Here is a 17,705-nt window from a genome sequence, read left to right as displayed (position 1 = left end):
TGTTTCTTCTATTAAGGTGAGCTTGTTACAACTCCTAATGTATATAACTGTTCCATCGTTGGAGTTTCACTTCCTCCAGCTGGCTCTAATGTAATACCAAATGCCTGACTTTCGTTAGCATTAGTTATTTCAAATATCTTGTTGTCGTCTGTGTTAAAATTATCTATAGTACCTAAACTTGTAGGTGTTAATGGGTTTAATGTTAATGACCAAACTTGATATACTTTGCCTTCTGGTGCTTCAGGAAGTCCTTGAGCATCTAAATAAATACTATTAGTTTTTCTATCCCAATATACCTTTGCATAAGTATTAGCAAAATTACCTTGTCCTCCAAGAGGTATTGAGATGATATCTCTATCTCTTAATACATTTAATAACGCTTTTGAAGCTTCTAAATCTGATTTTGCATCAGCAATTTGAGTTTCTAAAAATAATTGTTCATTTTCTACAATTTGTATATCTGATTGTAATTGTCTGTTTTCATTTAAAGCCCAAAGTAATCCTAGACCTAAAACTAGTGTTGCAGCCCAACCAGAATATGTTAACCAATTATACTTACTAATAGAAACCACTTTAGGATTATTGTTATTATTAGCTATTTGATCTTTTACAGTTGTAAATGTATGCGTATTAGTATTTTTAGATGTGGCAGCTGTTAGTTTAATTATTGCTGATTCAATTTCTAATACTTCTTTAAGTATTTCAGGATGTTTAAGCATAAGGTCATACACTTCCTTACTTTCTTTTTCAGAAAGGGCTCCTGCTACGTATAGCTCTAAAACACCTGATTGTATGTAAGCGTTAATATCCATTTATTTTAATACTATGTCTCTTAATTCTTTAATGCAATTTCTATTATGCGTTTTTATAGTGCCTATAGGTATATTTAGTTCTTCAGAAGCTTCTTTTTGGGTGTATCCTTTAAAATAAAGCAACTCAATTACTTCAATACATTTTTTTGCAAGCTTACTTACAAATTTACCTATACCAATGGCATCAGTCTTATTATCTAGACTGTCACTGTTTTGCAATATATCTACGAAATATTCGGCATCAAGGTTTTTTTTGGAGTTCTTAAATGCTTTAGATCTAGTTTTATCTATGGCAGCATTTCTGGCAATGTTTAAAATCCAAGTAAAAAACCTTCCTTTTTCAGCAGAATAGCTACTTGCATTATTCCATGCTTTTATAAATACATCTTGCATTAATTCTTCAGCAATATCATTATCTCTTACAATATTAAAAATAACACCATGCATACTATCACTATACATATTGTAAAGTGCTTCAAAAGCCTTCTCGTCTTTTTGTTGAAATTTTAGTATTAGTGTTTCTAATTGCATTGATTAATTATATTAACTCCGAAAATAGTGAATAGCAAATAAAAAAGCTACAATACTGTAGCTTTTTTGCAATCATTTTTTATAATATTTATTGAATAATACCACCACAGCTAACACGTCCTCCAGCAGCTCCTGTTGGTTGTGTTTTAAAATCGTCAGAACCTTCATGTACTATAATAGCTTTACCTAGAATATCTTTAGTTTCGTCACCACAACCTATACACCATTCGTCAGTTATTATTTTTGCCATTCCATTACCTTTGGCATCTGCAGTAAAATTACCTATATCACCTTTGTGATATCCATTTTGGCTTCCCCATTCACCATGTGGTTGTTTTGTAGGATTCCAATGTCCTCCTGTTGATGTTCCGTCTTCAGAAGAACAATCAGCTTTTTCATGTAAATGTATTGCATGAGTACCTTCAGTTAATCCGTCAAGTACAGCAATCATAGTTACAATTCCATCATCTTGAGTAAAAATAGCAGTTCCTGATACATTACTTCCGCTTTTCGACTCTAGTCTTACCTGAAGTTTTTTTCTTTCTTTAGTAGTGGTTGTATTTGTAGCTTTAGTTTCTGTTTTAGTGTCTTCAGTTACTGTTTCTTTTTTATCTTTTTTACAAGAAGTGAAAAGAGTAAATGTCACGATTGTTATAAGAATGGTTAATTTTTTCATGGTTTTTCTGTTGATTAAAGAATTTAGCTGAAAGTTAAGTATTATTTAAAGAATTTCAAATTTTAGTCTGTGTAATTACATTTAAAATAGGCTATATTTTTTAAACATGATTAATGTCATATTTTAAAATTTGTAGTAGGATTAGTTTTGTGTTATATAACAATAGGTATGAGTGATTCTTTAATAAATAAATATAATGTAGCTGGCCCAAGGTATACTAGTTATCCAACAGTTCCGTATTGGGACAATAATACATTTTCATTAAAGGAATGGAAAGAAACATTAATTAAGTCTTTTAACGAAACTAACCATTTAGAAGGAATCAGCTTATACATTCATTTACCATTTTGTGAAAGTTTATGCACTTTTTGTGGATGTCACAAACGTATAACAAAGCGTCATGAGTTAGAAACACCTTATATAGATGCAGTTTTAAAGGAGTGGGAATTATATTGTAGCCTTTTTGAAGATAAACCTAAAATTAAAGAATTGCACCTTGGTGGTGGTACACCTACTTTTTTTTCTCCAAATAATCTAAAGTATTTAATTAATGGCATTACAAGTAAATCTACTCTAGCTGATGATTATGAGTTTAGTTTTGAAGGTCATCCAAATAATACGTCATATGAGCACCTTCAAACCTTATTCGATTTAGGATTTAGACGTGTAAGTTTTGGTGTGCAAGATTATAATGAAACGGTTCAAAAAGCAATACATAGAATACAACCTTTTGAAAATGTTAAACGAGTTACTGACCATGCAAGAGCAATAGGCTATACTTCAATAAGCCATGATATAATTTTTGGTTTGCCTTTTCAGACTGAAGTGCATGTGAGAGAAACAATAAATAAAACAAAATCTTTAATGCCAGACAGAATTGCGTTTTATAGCTATGCACATGTTCCATGGATTAAAGGAAATGGACAAAGAGGATTTAATGATAACGATTTGCCTTCTGGTGAATCAAAAAGAAATCAGTATGAGCTTGGTAAAAAGTTATTAGCAGAAGTTGGTTATCATGAAATTGGAATGGATCATTTTGCATTAAAAACAGATACATTATACAAATCGATAATAAATAAAACCATTCATAGAAATTTTATGGGTTACACTGCTTCAAAAACTAAAGCCATGATTGGACTTGGTGTTTCTGCCATAAGTGATAGCTGGTTTGGTTTTGCGCAAAATGTAAAAGGAATTGAGGAGTATTATCATTTACTAAAAGAAAATATTATACCAGTATATAGAGGTCATGTTTTAAACTCGGAAGATTTAGTTATAAGAACCCATATTCTTAATTTAATGTGTCAGTTTGAAACCTCTTGGAGTAATGATGATTTGTATTTTGAGTCATTACCAGATACATTAATAAAATTAACTGAAATGGAAGTAGATGGACTCATTGAAATTAAATCAAATCAAATAATTATTAAAGAAAAAGGCAAACCTTTTGTTAGAAATATATGTATGGCTTTCGATTTGTTATTGCAACGTAATCAACCAAAAACACAATTGTTTTCAATGACTATTTAATACTGTTAATTAAACATTAAAGCGCTAAAGTTAATTGTGTTTCTGCTTAAAAATCACTACCTTATATATAGAAATTAAAAAATAATCAAACACTAAAATTTTAAAAAAATGAAAAAAATAATTGTACCTGTAGATTTTTCAAAACATTCAGAATATGCAATGGAGGCAGCTTCCATTTTAGCAAAAAAACATGGTGCAGAAATTTTGGCTTTGCATATGTTAGAAATGTCTGATGCGCTTTTAACTAAAGCAGATAACGAACAAAATGCTAAAGCTATCTTTTTTTTAAAGCTGGCTGAGCAAAAATTTGAAGACTTTTTGGATAAAGATTACCTAAAAGGAGTAGATGTTATTCCAATTGTAAAACATTTCAAAGTATTTAGTGAGGTTAATGAAGTAGCAAAAGAGCATAGTGTAGATTTAATAGTTATGGGCTCTCATGGAGCAAGTGGATTAACTGAGATTTTTGTTGGCTCTAATACTGAAAGAGTAGTAAGACATTCTAGTATACCAGTCTTAGTAGTTAAAAACAAACCAACAAAAATGGACTTTAATACTGTAGTATTTGCTTGTGATTTTTCTAGCGAAGCAGTTACAGCATATATTAATGCTTCAAAGATGTTTAACTCTAACACTACTAATTTGTTATTGTTATATGTAAACTTACCAGGTGAGAGTTTTAAAAGTTCAACTGAAATGGAATCTACAGTTAAGGATTTTCTTTTTAGAGCAGATGGCAATTACGAAAAATTAAAAGATGTAAATTATGTAGCTGATGTTACTGTTGAAAAAGGAATTTTAAGCTTTGCTAAAAAAGTAAATGCAGATTTAGTTGCAATACCAACACATGGTAGAACAGGATTAGCACATTTTTTTGAAGGAAGTATTTCTGAAGATTTAGCAAACCATGCTAACTTACCAGTAATGACATTTAAAATAATGAAGTAAAAATTTATTTACAGAACAGCACTTTTTATTAAAATGTATTAGTTAGTATTTTATAAAGTGTATAAAAGCTGGACAAAGTCCAGCTTTTTCTGTTTTATATGTGCTGTTTTTAATTAGGACAAAAATATCCTAAATATGATATTTATCATGTTTTTTCATGAGCATAGGGTTTAATTTTGTGTTATTAAATCAATTTAAATTATGAAAAAAGCACTAAAAATTTTAGCTGTATTTATTCTTGCACTACTTATGAGTTGTGGTGGTAAAGAAGAAAAAAAGAGTGAAGGTTTCACTTACGAGAATAACACTTCAACTGAACAAAAAGTTGAAACAAAAGCAGTATCTAATACACCTGCTTCGCAAAAAGTAGACTTAACCAATAAAGGTGTAGGTCCAATTAAGTCGCTTGCTCTGTCTCCAGAATTAGACCAAACAATGGTAGCTCATGGAGCAGAAGTATTTAAAAAAATGTGTACAGCTTGTCACAAGGCAGACAAAAAATTTATTGGTCCATCACCAAAAGGAATTTTAGAGCGTAGAACTCCAGAATGGGTTATGAATATGATTTTAAACCCAAATGAAATGGTTGAAAAAGACCCTTTGGCTAAAGAATTACTTATTGAATTTAATGGCTCGCCAATGGCTAACCAAAATCTTACAGAAGAGGAAGCTAGAGCTGTTTTAGAATACTTCAGATCGTTATAATTTCTGATTAATAACTAAAACTATAAAACCAATGAAAACTAATCACAAATTTTTATTAATTGCTTCAACTTTAGCACTGTTTTTAAACTGTAAAAACAATTCTGAAGGACAAGAAGATACAACGAGCCCAACAGTTGAAACACAAACTGATAATAAACAAGGACAAGCTTTTATAACAGATGATGAGTCTACTCCTAATGTGTTACAAATAGCAATTGGGTCTAAAGACCATTCCACTTTAGTAGCTGCAGTACAAGCAGCACAATTAGAAAATGCATTAGTAAATGCTGGGCCTTTAATGGTTTTTGCTCCTACTAACGAAGCTTTTGCTGCTTTGCCAGAAGGTACAGTCGATAACCTCTTAAAACCAGAAAACAAAGATCAATTAGCACTTATTTTAAAGCATCATGTTACACCTGGGAATTATTCAAAAGACTTTTTAAAGAAATTTAAACAACTAGGTCAGGCAAGTAACCAAAATGTAAAAGTTGAGGTTAAAGGTGACGATGTTTATGTTGGTGGAGCAAGAATTGTTGCTAGTATATCTGCTGGTAATGGTATTGTTCATGTAGTAGATAAAGTCATATTACCAGAAAATTAATTTTTAAACACTTAAACATATATATAATGAAAAATCTTTTTAAAATTTCTATCGGATTTTTAGTCATTGCTATAGCCTTTACAAGTTGTAATGATGGAAAATCATCAAAGTCTAATGGAGCATTGAGCTCTAATGCAGCCGAAAAGGTGTATGTTGCTCCAGGTGAGCATGACGAATTTTATGCTTTCATTTCTGGAGGTTTCAGTGGGCAATTATCTGTTTACGGATTACCATCTGGACGTTTATTTAAAGTAATTCCTGTGTTTTCACAAGATGCAGAAAAAGCTTATGGATATAACGAAGAAACAAAACCAATGTTAAACACGTCTCATGGATTTGTGCCATGGGATGACGCTCACCATCCAGATATTTCTCAAACTAATGGTGAAATTGATGGTCGTTGGGTATTTATAAACGGTAATAATACACCTCGTATAGCAAAAATTGATTTATCAACTTTTGAAACTACCGAGATTATTGAAATACCTAATAGTGCTGGTAACCATAGTTCATCTTTCGTAACTGAAAATACTGAGTATGTAGTTGCTGGAACTCGTTTTTCTGTGCCAATTCCGCAAAGAGATATGCCTATAAAAGATTATAAAGGAAACTTTAAAGGGTCTTTATCTTTTATTTCTGTAGATCCAGATGATGGCCGAATGGATATTAAATTTCAATTAATAATGCCAGGATTCGATTACGATTTATCTCACCCAGGACGTGGAAAATCTCACGGATGGTTCTTCTTTACAACTTATAATACAGAAGAAGCTAGCACATTAATGGAAGTCAACTCATCTCAAAACGATAAAGATTTTATTGCTGCAGTAAACTGGAAAAAAATTGAAGAGTATGTAAATAATGGAGGAGGAGAAATGATGCCTGCAAACTATGCTCATAACGTTTATGATGAAGAGACTCATACAGCTACATCTACAATGAAAAAAGAAGTTAGAGTTGTTAATCCTTTAGATGTTCCTGGAGCAGTTTATTTCTTACCAACTCCAAAATCTCCACATGGTTGCGATGTCGATCCAACTGGTGAGTATATTGTAGGTAATGGTAAACTTTCAGCAAACTTAACTGTACACTCATTTACTAAAATGTTAAGTGCAATTGAAAACAAAAAATTTGCTGGTGAAGCTTACGGAATTCCAATCTTAAACTTTGAAGATGTTTTAGCAGGTTCAGTAGAGCAACCAGGATTAGGTCCTTTACATACAGAGTTTGATGGAAAAGGTAATGCATATACTACTTTCTTTATTTCATCTGAAGTTGTAAAATGGAAGCTTGGTACTTGGGAAGTGGTAGATAGACAACCTTGTTATTATTCTGTTGGACACTTAATGATTCCTGGAGGAAATTCACAAAAACCTTTCGGAAAATATGTAGTTGCAATGAATAAAATTACTAAAGATAGATATTTACCAACTGGGCCTGAAGTCACACAATCTGCTCAACTCTATGATATTTCTGGAGATAAAATGGAACTGTTACTCGATTTTCCAACAATTGGAGAGCCACACTATGCCGCTGGTTGTCCTGCAGATTTGATTAAACCTCGTTCTAAAAAAATATTCAATTTAGAAGACAACAAGCATCCTTATGCAGCTAAAAGTGAGGCTGATACAAAAGTTGTTAGAAGTGGAAACATAGTACACGTTTATATGACAACAATTAGAAGCCACTTTTCGCCTGATAATATTGAAGGTATAAGAGTAGGAGATAAAGTGTATTTCCATGTCACGAATTTAGAACAAGATTACGATGTACCTCATGGTATAAGTATGATTGGAGCAAACACATCAGAGCTACTTATAATGCCTGGTCAAACAGAAACCTTCTTATGGGAACCTAAACAAGTAGGTGTATGGCCTTTCTATTGTACAGATTTCTGTTCTGCTTTACACCAAGAAATGCAAGGTTATGTTCGTGTATCTGCAGCTAATGCAAATACACCATTAAAATGGTCATTAGGAGAAGATATAGAATAAAACAAGTTAGGAGAATTTTGTTTTAGTGTTTATTTTCCTATCAAAGGCGAGAGTAGTTTTTTTCGCTCTCGCCTTTCTTTTAAAAACACTGCACCCAAAAATTGAATTTAAATTACTAACAAAACAGAAGGATGAAAAAGTCAAATATCATTATGCTCCTTGCAGCGATTTTACCTTTGGGACTATTCTTATTTCCACTTTGGAAAATTACATTGGAAGCACCTCAATATCCAACTCCATTAGGAATGTATATTCACATTAATGATTTTTCTGATGCCAATCCGCATGACATCAAAAACATCAATCTTATGAATCACTATGTTGGAATGAAGTATATTCCTGATGCAATTCCAGAATTTAAAATATTCCCAGCAGGAATTATTATAACAACTATAATTGGAGTAATAATTGCCTTTTTCGGTAACTATAAATGGTTCTTGTATTGGTTTATACTAATGATATTATTAAGCAGTGCAGGTTTATACGACTTTTATTTATGGGAACATGATTATGGTCATAATTTAGACCCTAAAGCTATTATGAAGTTTACTAACCCTGACGGAACACAAATGGGTTTTCAACCACCATTATTTGGTAGTAAGGATATATTAAATTTTAAAGCACATTCATATCCTAGACTAGGCACTTTGTTTTTAGCTCTAGGTATAGCAACATCTTTTATTGCCTATTTAGTTGGGAAGAAAAAGCATAATAAAAAATTGACTATGTAGAGAGGATAAAAAACACTAAAACACTAAAATCATGCAAACACTAAAACACTATTTAATTATTGCATTATTGTTGATGCTAGTCAGCTGTAATGTATCACCACAAGCTATTGATTACGGAAGTGATGGCTGTCATTTTTGTAAAATGACCATTGTAGATAAAGTACATGCTGCAGAAATTGTAACCAAAAAAGGTAAAGTTTATAAATTTGATGCTACAGAATGTATGATCAATTTTATGAATGATTTTGATGCATCAGAAATTGAACTTTATTTATCTAATAACTACACAGAACCAGAGCAGCTTATTGATGCCAAGAGAGCTACTTTTTTAATTAGTAAAAATATTCCGAGCCCAATGGGAGCATATCTTTCAGCATTTAAAAATAAAGCTGATGCCGAAAAAATGCAATCTGAAAAAGGAGGCGATTTGTATTCTTGGGAAGAGTTATTAGTTCATTTTAATGACTAGCATCATGAAAAAGCAACTTGTTTTTTTAGTGGTCATTTTAATGGCATTTTCTAGCTATGCACAAAATATTGAAGTTTGTAATACTTGTGAAATTTCAACTTTAAAAAAAGCAATTACCATAGCTAAAGACTTTGATACTATCATTGTTAAAAAAGGAACTTATAAAGAGCATAATATTATTATCGATAAGCCTTTAACTATTATAGGAAAAAATTACCCTGTAATTGATGGCGAGTTAAAAGGAGAAATAATAACAATTGTTTCAGATAATGTTACTGTTGATGGGTTATTTATCATAAATGTAGGCACAAGTTATACTGAAGATTATGCTGCTATTCGAGTTAGAAGAAGCAAACATTTTGTAATTCAGAATTTGGTATTAGAAAAACTATTTTTTGGAATTTATCTTGAAAAATCTAGCTACGGAAAAGTATATCATAACAAAATAATTGGTGATGCTGTTGAAGAGTATAATTCAGGAAATGGTATCCAGCTTTGGTACAGTAACCATATAGAAATTGAACATAATTACGTTGAGCATGTTCGCGACGGAATTTATTTAGAATTCTCTGATGATTGCCTAATAAAAAACAATGTTAGCGCATTAAACCTTCGCTATGGTTTGCACTTTATGTTTTCTAATAATGATGAGTATTGCGACAATACCTTTGAAAATAATGGAGCAGGAGTGGCTGTGATGTTTTCAAAGAAAATAAAAATGACTAATAACACTTTTAAAGAAAATTGGGGAACTGCATCTTACGGAATGCTTTTAAAAGAGATTAATGATGCCGAAATTATTGGAAATACTTTTGAAGAAAATACTATTGGGATAAATATTGAAGGCTCTAACCGTATTACATATAAAAATAACAATTTCATTAATAACGGCTGGGCTATTAAAGTCCGTGGAGCTTGTTATACTAACAGTTTCATAGAAAATAATTTTTTGTATAACTCCTTTGATATTTCATATAATAGTAATGTAAATGATAATATTTTCGATAGAAACTATTGGAGCAATTATACTGGTTATGATCTCGATAAAGATGGTGTTGGTGATGTGCCTTACAGACCAGTTAAACTGTTTTCATATATAGTAAACCGAACTCCAGAAACTATAATTCTACTTCGCAGTTTGTTTATTGATATAATAGATTTCTCTGAAAAGGTTTCTCCTGTTTTTACGCCAGATAATTTGCTGGATAATAACCCTCTAATTAAAAAAATAACATGGTAAGTATTCAAAATTTACATAAAAAATTTGGCAAAAATGAGGTTTTAAGTGGTGTTGATTTAAATATCAATAAAGGCGGAATTTTTGCTGTTCTTGGGCCAAATGGCTCTGGTAAAACAACATTAATTAAGTGTGTTTTAGGAATGGTTATTCCAGATAAAGGTAATATAGACGTACTTGGAGAAAATATTAAAAAAGGATCTAATTACAGACATAAAATAGACTACTTACCTCAGATTGCAAACTTTCCAAGTAATTTAAGAGTTAAGGAGTTAATTAAGATGATTAAAGATTTAAGAGGTAATACAACAATTGATGAACAGTTAATAGACTTGTTTAAGTTAACACCTTTTTTAGATAAGAAACTAGGTAATCTATCAGGAGGAACAAAGCAAAAAGTGAATATAGTTTTAACTTTTATGTTTGATAGTCCTTTAGTTATTTTAGATGAGCCAACTTCTGGTTTAGATCCAATTTCATTAATCAGATTAAAAGATTTAATTCAAGCTGAAAAAGCCAAAGGAAAAACCATTTTAATAACATCACATATTATGAGTTTTGTTGAAGAAGTATCTGATGAGATTGTGTTCTTGTTAGAAGGTAAAATATACTTTAAAGGCTCTATTTCAGAATTAAAAACCAAGACCAAGCAGCCAGATTTTGAGCATGCAATAGCGTCTATATTAACTAATAATCATGCTTAAAATATTAAAATATAGTTTTTACGATCTTATGCGTAGTCGATGGAGTTACGTGTACTTTGCATTCTATTTATTACTTGGTATTGTATTATTGTTTTTAAATAATGATTTATCAAAAGCTGTTATCACTTTAATGAATGTAATAATAGTTCTCGTACCTTTAATAGGAACCATTTTTGGTGTAATGTATTACTATAACTCAAAAGAATTTACCGAACTTTTATTAGCACAACCTTTAAAGCGTTCTTCAATATTTTTAGGACAATATCTAGGTGTGGCATTATCACTCTCAATGAGTTTAATATTAGGATTAGGTATCCCATTTGTGTTTTATGGGTTGTTTAAAAGTAGTGCTATTTGGGACTTTTCATTACTATTAATTACAGGTGTTTTTCTAACCTTAATATTTACTGCTTTAGCCTTTAATATTGCTTTATCTAATGAAAATAAAATTAAAGGTTTTGGGTATGCTATTTTACTTTGGTTATTCCTAGCCATTATTTATGATGGTATATTTTTAATGACCTTAATTATGTTTGAAGATTATCCTTTAGACAAATTATCTCTTTTTGGGACAATGTTAAACCCAATTGATTTATCAAGAACACTTATATTATTAAAATTAGATATTTCTGCATTATTAGGTTATACAGGAGCTGTTTTTAAGCAGTTTTTTGGTACTAACTTTGGACTTGTAGTTTCGTTTGCAACACTTGTTTTATGGGTTGTATTGCCAATTTTAAGAATTGTATTCAAATCAAAGAAAAAAGATTTTTAAAGTAATTATATTCTGACAATTGTCATATAAAAAACAAGTTTTCAAACTTATATTTGCAATATGATTTCAGCCATCACTAATAAGATAACAGCATTTTTACTTGTATTTATATTATTTGCGCATAATATAAATACACTGGTTATTATTGGTGATTTTATGGTTAATCAAGCAATAATAGCAAAAAACTTATGTGTACAGAAAGATAACCAGCAAGGTTGTAATGGTAAGTGTCAATTAACAAAAGAACTCAAACAAAGTACACCAGAATCTAATTCCGATTTACCAGCTCAAGAAACTAGACGATTGTCTTTAGATGTCTTCTGCTGGTTTCAAATTAGAATAACCGAAACACAAGGGTTTTCATTATCTGAACATAAAAACACACCTAATTTTTATTTACAAAATACTATCGAAACCTATTTAGAAATCGATACACCTCCACCAAATTTTAGTTGATTTTTTAGATTTAAAATCTTTATGATTTTACATTTTCTTGCTTAATTAATTTAAGTGAGCAGGATATTATCAATCTTATTTTCAATTAAAATTATACACATGAAACTTAAATATATATTACCAGTTCTATTTCTTGTTTTTGCACTTTCATCTTGTTCAAATGATGATAATGATACACCAGAAGTAAATGAAATTGAAGGGCTTTTAAAAATAAAAGACTTGACAAACTCAAATCATACTATTGAATTATTTAGTTCAACAGGAGCTTTTAAAACAGGCTATAATGCAGTTAGTATAAGAGTTAAAGACATTGCTACAAACACTTATATTGAAAATGCTTCAATAACTTGGATGCCTATAATGCAGATGCCTACAATGCAGCATTCTTGCCCTTATTCTTCAGTGTCTAAAGCTTTAGGAAAAGATACTGTTTATGAAGGTTACATAGTTTATCAAATGACAAATTTAGATGGTTCAGGATGGTCATTAACTGTAAATTATAATATAAATGGTGTCGATTACACTGTTACAGATACAATTACTGTAATGCAAAATGAAAACCAAAATGTTACAAGTTTTATGGCTAGCGATGGATCACGTTATGTTATAGCTATGATAGAACCAAAAACGCCTAAAATTGCAATAAATAATTTAAAAGTAGGATTATACAAAATGCAGTCAATGATGTCTTTTCCAGAGGTTGCTGATTACACTATTACATTAGATCCTCGTATGCCAGGAATGGGCAACCACAGTTCGCCTAACAATACAGACTTGAGCTATAATATAGCAGATAAAATGTATCATGGTAATTTATCATTAACAATGACAGGTTATTGGGTATTAAATTTAAAGCTGCTAAATGCAATGGATGAGGTTTTAAAAGGCGAAGATGTTACAACAGAAAATGCGCAAAGCTCATTATATCTAGAACTAGAGTTTTAGATGATTTTGTAAATAAAGCAGACACAAAAATAATACGTTGTGTCTGCTTAACTAAACACTAAACGACAATGAAAAATATCATTATATGTGTTTTAAGTATGCTTTGTAGCGGATTTATTTTTGCACAAGAAGAAGAAAACACAACCAAAAAAGATACCACCAAATTAGATGAAATTATATTAGTTGGCAGACGTAAATTAAGTAATTATCGTCAAGAGAAAACCTTATCGAGTATTGACGATTATTTAGAGAAAGCGAATAAGGTAACAATGATAAAACGAGGCAATTATGCTTGGGAGCCCTCAGTTAATAACATGAATAGTGAACGTTTGAATGTCACTATTGATGGTATGCAAATATTTGGAGCTTGTACAGATAAAATGGATCCAATAACATCGTATGTTGATGTGTCTAATTTAGAAAAAGTTAGTGTAGGTTCTGGACAAGAAGGCACAGAAAACGGACATTGCTTAGGTGGTGGAATTGATTTGCAATTACCTAATTCTAAATTTTATGAATCAGGATTAAAAACAAGTTTCGATTTGGGTTATGAAACTAACGGAAACTATAAAACAGGTGGTTTAGAAATGGAATATTCTGGGAATAAATTCTACTTGAATGCAGATGGTATTTATCGTAAATCTGATAATTATTATGCTGGAAAAAACAAGGAGGTGCTATATTCTCAATTCGAAAAATTTAATATTTCATTGCAATCTGGCTATAAATTATCTGAAAATGAATCATTAGATGCAAATATTATCTATGATAAAGCTACAGATGTTGGTTACCCTGCTTTGCCAATGGATGTGTCTCTAGCTGAAGCATTAATTACGTCAGTAACGTATAATTACACAAATGATTCAACTTTTATTAAGTCTTTAGAAACTAAACTGTATTTTAATACAATTACCCATATTATGGACGACTCTAAACGTCCAGATGTGCCAATACGTATGGATATGCCTGGTTGGAGTGATACTTATGGTTTTTATAATAAAGCAACAATTGTTAAAAATAAACATAACTTCTTATTAAATCTCAATGGGTTTTATAATCGTTCATTAGCAGAAATGACAATGTATCCTAACGATCCTAATCAACCAGCAATGTTTATGTATACTTGGCCAGATGTGCGAACCTTATATACTGGTTTATATGCTAAAGACAATTTTACGTTAAACAAAAATGAAATACTATCAGGATCAATAAGAATTGGGCATCATAATAATAAAATAGCTAACGATGTAGGTTTAGAAAGTCTTCAGATATTTTATCCTAACATGGACGATTCTAAAGGAAGAATTTTAAGTAGTTTTTCGGCAGACTATAATTTTAAAAAGCAGCATTATGATTATGCTTTTGGTTTGGGTTATGGATAAAGAGCGCCATCAGTAAGTGAAGGTTATGGTTTTTTCTTGTTTAATAGTTTTGATAACTATGACTATATTGGAAACCCTACGCTTAAAAACGAAAAAGCTGTTGAAATTAATGCAAAAGCTAACTACCACAATAATAAGTTTCACTTAGGAATTGAATCGTCATATTTTTATATTATGGATTATATTATTGGAGAGCTTGATTCAAACTTGAGTGCTATGACTATTGGTGCCAATGGTGTTCGTGTTTATAACGCACTATCTCATGCTACCATTTTTGATGTGTATATTAATTCATCTTATAAATTTTCTAATACAATAGCTATAAATGGAACTGTTGGATATAATTATGGAAAAGGTAGTAATGATGAAAACTTGCCTTTAATTAAACCATTTTCATATATGGCAGAGTTAAATTATAGTACTAATAAATTTAACGTTGCTATGCAATTAGAAGGAAACGGAAATCAAAGTAGGTATAGTAGTTTCTATGGTGAGGATGAGACCGCTTCATATGCTATTTTAAATCTAAACTTTGGTAATGTATTTTATGTTAAAGAAGATAAATTTATTCTAAAATATGGTATTGAAAATATATTAGACTCTAATTACTCTACTTATGCCGATTGGAATAATATACCAAGAAGAGGACGTAATTTTTATATGAATTTGTCTTTTATTTTGATGTGATAGTATAAGCTAATCAAATAAAAAAATCCTGATATGTTTTTAAGCAAGTCAGGATTTTCTATTCAACCAAAGTTATGTTTAAGATTTGCTATTAATCAAATTGTAGCTCTAGTTTTATGGCTTCAGGGAATAAAATATTGTTTTCTAAATGTATGTGTAAGTGTAAATCTTTTTCAAACTCATCAAGCATAGCATAAGTAACTTTATAAGTATTGCATGCATCTGAAGGTGGAGTATAATTATCTGTTAGTTTTGCTATGTGTCTAAAACGCTCACCTTCATTATCGTGTTCGTGTTTCATCATAGCTATAGGGTTTTCTACAGTTCCAAATTGAGGAGATTGTATAGCACTATTTTGCAATTTGGCAGTTGTCATTTTTTTAATAAAAGGGAAGAGGATAAGTTCTTCTTTTTTCATGTGCGCAGATAATTCTCCAGCAGAAGCCGTAAATAGTTCGTTTATTTTATGCAATTCTGGATGGCGTTCACCGTGAACTTTACATAGCTTATTTAGAAATTGCAAGATCACAGGAATTTTTTCTTCAACATATCTATGATGTTTTTTTTCTATATAATCTATCAATAAATCTAATGGCCAAGATTTATAATCAATAGATTGATTAGTTGAAATCATTAACACTTCATATAGTTTTCCTAATAATTCGTCTGTTTCTATGTCATTTTTTTTGCAAACCTCTTCAATTGTTCTATCGCCTTTACAGCAAAAATCGATACCATATTTAGAGAATATTGCTGCAGTTCTAAAATCGTCTGCAACAAATTGCCCTATTTGTTTTTTTGAGTCTTTATGTAATGCTTCCATGTTTTATTTATTTCGGATAAAATTATCCTATTTATAATCAAATTTTTTTACATTTTTAAAAATGAAGCACCAGATTGTATATCTAAAGCAAGCTGTTCTAAATTAGTATTTTCAAGCATATTTTTAAGTTCTGATCTTACAATTTTAAATTTATCATGTACAGGACATGGATGTTCTTCATCACATGTATGCAAACCTAAACCACAACCATTATAAATTTTATCACCATCTATAGCGTTTACTATTTGAGATAGCTTAATGTTAGAGATATCTTTTTTGTCAATCTCAAAGCCACCATAAGCACCTTTAACAGAGTTAATAATGTTAGCTCTCACTAAATCTTGTAATATTTTTGCTGTAAAAGCTTGTGGAGAATCTATTTCTTTAGCTATCTCTTTAGGACTCACGCGTCTCCCATCACGCGAATTTATCGCAATGAAGATTGAAGCTTTAATTCCATATTCACAGGCTTTAGAAAACATAATTTATTTTATACAAAGATAGAATAAATTTTTAATTAGGACAAATATATCTTAATTAATGACATTCAATTTGTCCTGTAGCAATTTCGGTAATTGGAGCAGGTGAGAGGTAAGGAATATCTAAACCTAATCCACGAATTATAAATAATAACCCAATAATAATTACAAATACAGGAATTGCTTTTTGTATGCGTTGATTTGCTTTTATATTTAGAAATTTACCAATATATATTGCAGTTGTCATTAACGGAATAGTACCTAAGCCAAATAGTACCATATACAAACTACCTTGAGTAGTACTTTGCATTGCTAATGATGCAAAAACTGCCATATATACCAATCCGCAAGGTAAAAAACCATTTAAAAAACCAATAGTTAAAAAAGTGTCGGCAGTTTTTTTCTTTAAAGCTTTACCTAGTGATGACTTTACTTTTGAAATGATGTTGTAGACTGGTTTTGAAAAATTGTATTTGTTAAATGTTTGCACAGGAATTAAAACCACTATAATCATCAAAACACCAATAGCAATAGATAATTGTTGTTGAAAACCAAATACATATAAGCTTTTGCCAACCAATCCAAAAAATAAACCAATAATACTATATGCTAATAAACGACCAAAATGATACGTAAAAATTTGTGTGATTTTTCTAAAGGAATTTGTTCTATCAACTGGCAACATAAAAGCAATAGGCCCACACATACCAACACAGTGAAAACTACCTAATAAGCCCAATATGAATGCCGACCATAACATTTAGTAACTAATTTCTTTTTTATATAGATATTTATTTCCTTTATATTGCCAGTCAACTTTTATGTTCCAACGACCATCTAACAAACGTTTGTCAGGTATGAGCAAAGTGTGTTCAGACAATGAAATAGGTGTTTCAAAGTCTAATTGTTTATTAGATGGTCTATATAGGAACACTTTTCCTGTAATACTATTTATTTCAAGTTTTTCAGGAAATGCTATTAATATGCCTTCATCAGTTTTTGTCCAACTAAGGTTTTGTTCTAATGTTTTGGCATTATTTTGTTTGTCAATATCGTTTTGAAATTCTAACTCTAGTTTATAATAATCTTCAGCTACTAAATCATGATCATATTTTTTATTTACATTCATGTTTATAACAAAATACATTATAAAGCTTATAAAGCCTATAAATGCTAATACGATGCCTGTTCCCCAATTTATTTTCATAATCTTATTT

Annotated in this window: 21 protein-coding genes; 14 read left to right on the top strand and 7 right to left on the bottom strand. The window is 30.5% G+C overall.

Going from position 1 to position 17,705, the window contains the following annotated elements; genetic code table 11:
• Positions 1-11 precede the first annotated feature (11 nt).
• From IEW41_RS01955 to IEW41_RS01945, 3 genes are all read right to left on the bottom strand, one after another.
• Positions 12-812, bottom strand: a complete 801-nt coding sequence (locus IEW41_RS01955; RefSeq protein WP_188604657.1) for an anti-sigma factor — start codon at positions 810-812, stop codon at positions 12-14.
• On the bottom strand, positions 813-1,343 hold the full coding sequence (locus tag IEW41_RS01950; RefSeq protein ID WP_188604656.1) for an RNA polymerase sigma factor: 531 nt from the start codon (positions 1,341-1,343) through the stop codon (positions 813-815).
• A gap of 88 nt (positions 1,344-1,431) precedes the next feature.
• The gene (locus tag IEW41_RS01945) at positions 1,432-2,019 is read right to left on the bottom strand and encodes a superoxide dismutase family protein (protein ID WP_188604655.1); all 588 of its coding nucleotides are present in this window, start codon (positions 2,017-2,019) and stop codon (positions 1,432-1,434) included.
• 168 nt (positions 2,020-2,187) lie between these two features.
• Here IEW41_RS01945 and hemN point away from each other — a divergent pair, with 168 nt between their 5' ends.
• The 14 genes from hemN (at position 2,188) to IEW41_RS14520 (ending at position 15,186) form a co-directional block, all read left to right on the top strand.
• The gene (gene hemN, locus IEW41_RS01940) at positions 2,188-3,552 is read left to right on the top strand and encodes an oxygen-independent coproporphyrinogen III oxidase (protein ID WP_188604654.1); all 1,365 of its coding nucleotides are present in this window, start codon (positions 2,188-2,190) and stop codon (positions 3,550-3,552) included.
• Positions 3,553-3,660: 108 nt separating this feature from the next.
• Positions 3,661-4,500, top strand: a complete 840-nt coding sequence (locus IEW41_RS01935) for a universal stress protein (protein WP_188604653.1) — start codon at positions 3,661-3,663, stop codon at positions 4,498-4,500.
• Between the two features lie 201 nt (positions 4,501-4,701).
• On the top strand, positions 4,702-5,205 hold the full coding sequence (locus tag IEW41_RS01930; RefSeq protein WP_188604652.1) for a c-type cytochrome: 504 nt from the start codon (positions 4,702-4,704) through the stop codon (positions 5,203-5,205).
• 31 nt (positions 5,206-5,236) lie between these two features.
• Positions 5,237-5,806 (top strand): fasciclin domain-containing protein, encoded by a 570-nt coding sequence (locus IEW41_RS01925; protein ID WP_188604651.1) that lies wholly within the window; start codon positions 5,237-5,239, stop codon positions 5,804-5,806.
• A gap of 26 nt (positions 5,807-5,832) precedes the next feature.
• Entirely contained in the window at positions 5,833-7,800 is a 1,968-nt protein-coding gene (nosZ, locus tag IEW41_RS01920) for a Sec-dependent nitrous-oxide reductase (protein ID WP_188604650.1), read from the top strand.
• Positions 7,801-7,931: 131 nt separating this feature from the next.
• The gene (locus tag IEW41_RS01915; RefSeq protein ID WP_188604649.1) at positions 7,932-8,531 is read left to right on the top strand and encodes a hypothetical protein; all 600 of its coding nucleotides are present in this window, start codon (positions 7,932-7,934) and stop codon (positions 8,529-8,531) included.
• Positions 8,532-8,562: 31 nt separating this feature from the next.
• On the top strand, positions 8,563-9,000 hold the full coding sequence (locus IEW41_RS01910) for a nitrous oxide reductase accessory protein NosL (protein WP_188604648.1): 438 nt from the start codon (positions 8,563-8,565) through the stop codon (positions 8,998-9,000).
• A gap of 4 nt (positions 9,001-9,004) precedes the next feature.
• Positions 9,005-10,240, top strand: coding sequence for a nitrous oxide reductase family maturation protein NosD (locus tag IEW41_RS01905; protein WP_188604647.1), 1,236 nt, complete (start codon positions 9,005-9,007; stop codon positions 10,238-10,240).
• The gene (locus IEW41_RS01900; protein ID WP_188604646.1) at positions 10,234-10,941 is read left to right on the top strand and encodes an ABC transporter ATP-binding protein; all 708 of its coding nucleotides are present in this window, start codon (positions 10,234-10,236) and stop codon (positions 10,939-10,941) included. The genes IEW41_RS01905 and IEW41_RS01900 overlap by 7 nt, the downstream gene beginning before the upstream one ends.
• Complete coding sequence (locus IEW41_RS01895; protein ID WP_188604645.1) at positions 10,934-11,716, top strand: ABC transporter permease; 783 nt, start codon at positions 10,934-10,936, stop codon at positions 11,714-11,716. Before IEW41_RS01900 ends, IEW41_RS01895 begins: the two co-directional genes overlap by 8 nt.
• Before the next feature lie 60 nt (positions 11,717-11,776).
• The gene (locus IEW41_RS01890; RefSeq protein WP_188604644.1) at positions 11,777-12,172 is read left to right on the top strand and encodes a hypothetical protein; all 396 of its coding nucleotides are present in this window, start codon (positions 11,777-11,779) and stop codon (positions 12,170-12,172) included.
• A gap of 99 nt (positions 12,173-12,271) precedes the next feature.
• Positions 12,272-13,117 (top strand): hypothetical protein, encoded by an 846-nt coding sequence (locus tag IEW41_RS01885; protein ID WP_188604643.1) that lies wholly within the window; start codon positions 12,272-12,274, stop codon positions 13,115-13,117.
• Between the two features lie 68 nt (positions 13,118-13,185).
• Entirely contained in the window at positions 13,186-14,499 is a 1,314-nt protein-coding gene (locus IEW41_RS01880) for a TonB-dependent receptor plug domain-containing protein (RefSeq protein ID WP_229660141.1), read from the top strand.
• 36 nt (positions 14,500-14,535) lie between these two features.
• Positions 14,536-15,186, top strand: coding sequence for a TonB-dependent receptor (locus tag IEW41_RS14520; RefSeq protein ID WP_229660140.1), 651 nt, complete (start codon positions 14,536-14,538; stop codon positions 15,184-15,186).
• A gap of 91 nt (positions 15,187-15,277) precedes the next feature.
• On the opposite strand, the gene ric is transcribed toward IEW41_RS14520, so the two are convergent.
• Genes ric through IEW41_RS01860 form a run of 4 tightly spaced genes read right to left on the bottom strand, consistent with a single transcriptional unit; the run spans position 15,278 to position 17,695 of the window.
• On the bottom strand, positions 15,278-16,009 hold the full coding sequence (gene ric, locus IEW41_RS01875) for an iron-sulfur cluster repair di-iron protein (RefSeq protein ID WP_188604642.1): 732 nt from the start codon (positions 16,007-16,009) through the stop codon (positions 15,278-15,280).
• Positions 16,010-16,056: 47 nt separating this feature from the next.
• Entirely contained in the window at positions 16,057-16,491 is a 435-nt protein-coding gene (locus IEW41_RS01870) for an RrF2 family transcriptional regulator (RefSeq protein WP_188604641.1), read from the bottom strand.
• A gap of 55 nt (positions 16,492-16,546) precedes the next feature.
• Positions 16,547-17,248, bottom strand: a complete 702-nt coding sequence (locus IEW41_RS01865) for a sulfite exporter TauE/SafE family protein (protein WP_188604640.1) — start codon at positions 17,246-17,248, stop codon at positions 16,547-16,549.
• Positions 17,249-17,695, bottom strand: a complete 447-nt coding sequence (locus tag IEW41_RS01860) for a FixH family protein (RefSeq protein WP_188604639.1) — start codon at positions 17,693-17,695, stop codon at positions 17,249-17,251.
• Positions 17,696-17,705 lie beyond the last annotated feature (10 nt).

The sequence above is a fragment of the Aquaticitalea lipolytica genome (assembly GCF_014641635.1).
In the GTDB taxonomy this organism is placed as follows: domain Bacteria; phylum Bacteroidota; class Bacteroidia; order Flavobacteriales; family Flavobacteriaceae; genus Aquaticitalea; species Aquaticitalea lipolytica.
Note: the sequence above shows the minus strand (reverse complement) of the source record. Positions and strands in the feature narration are given on the sequence as shown.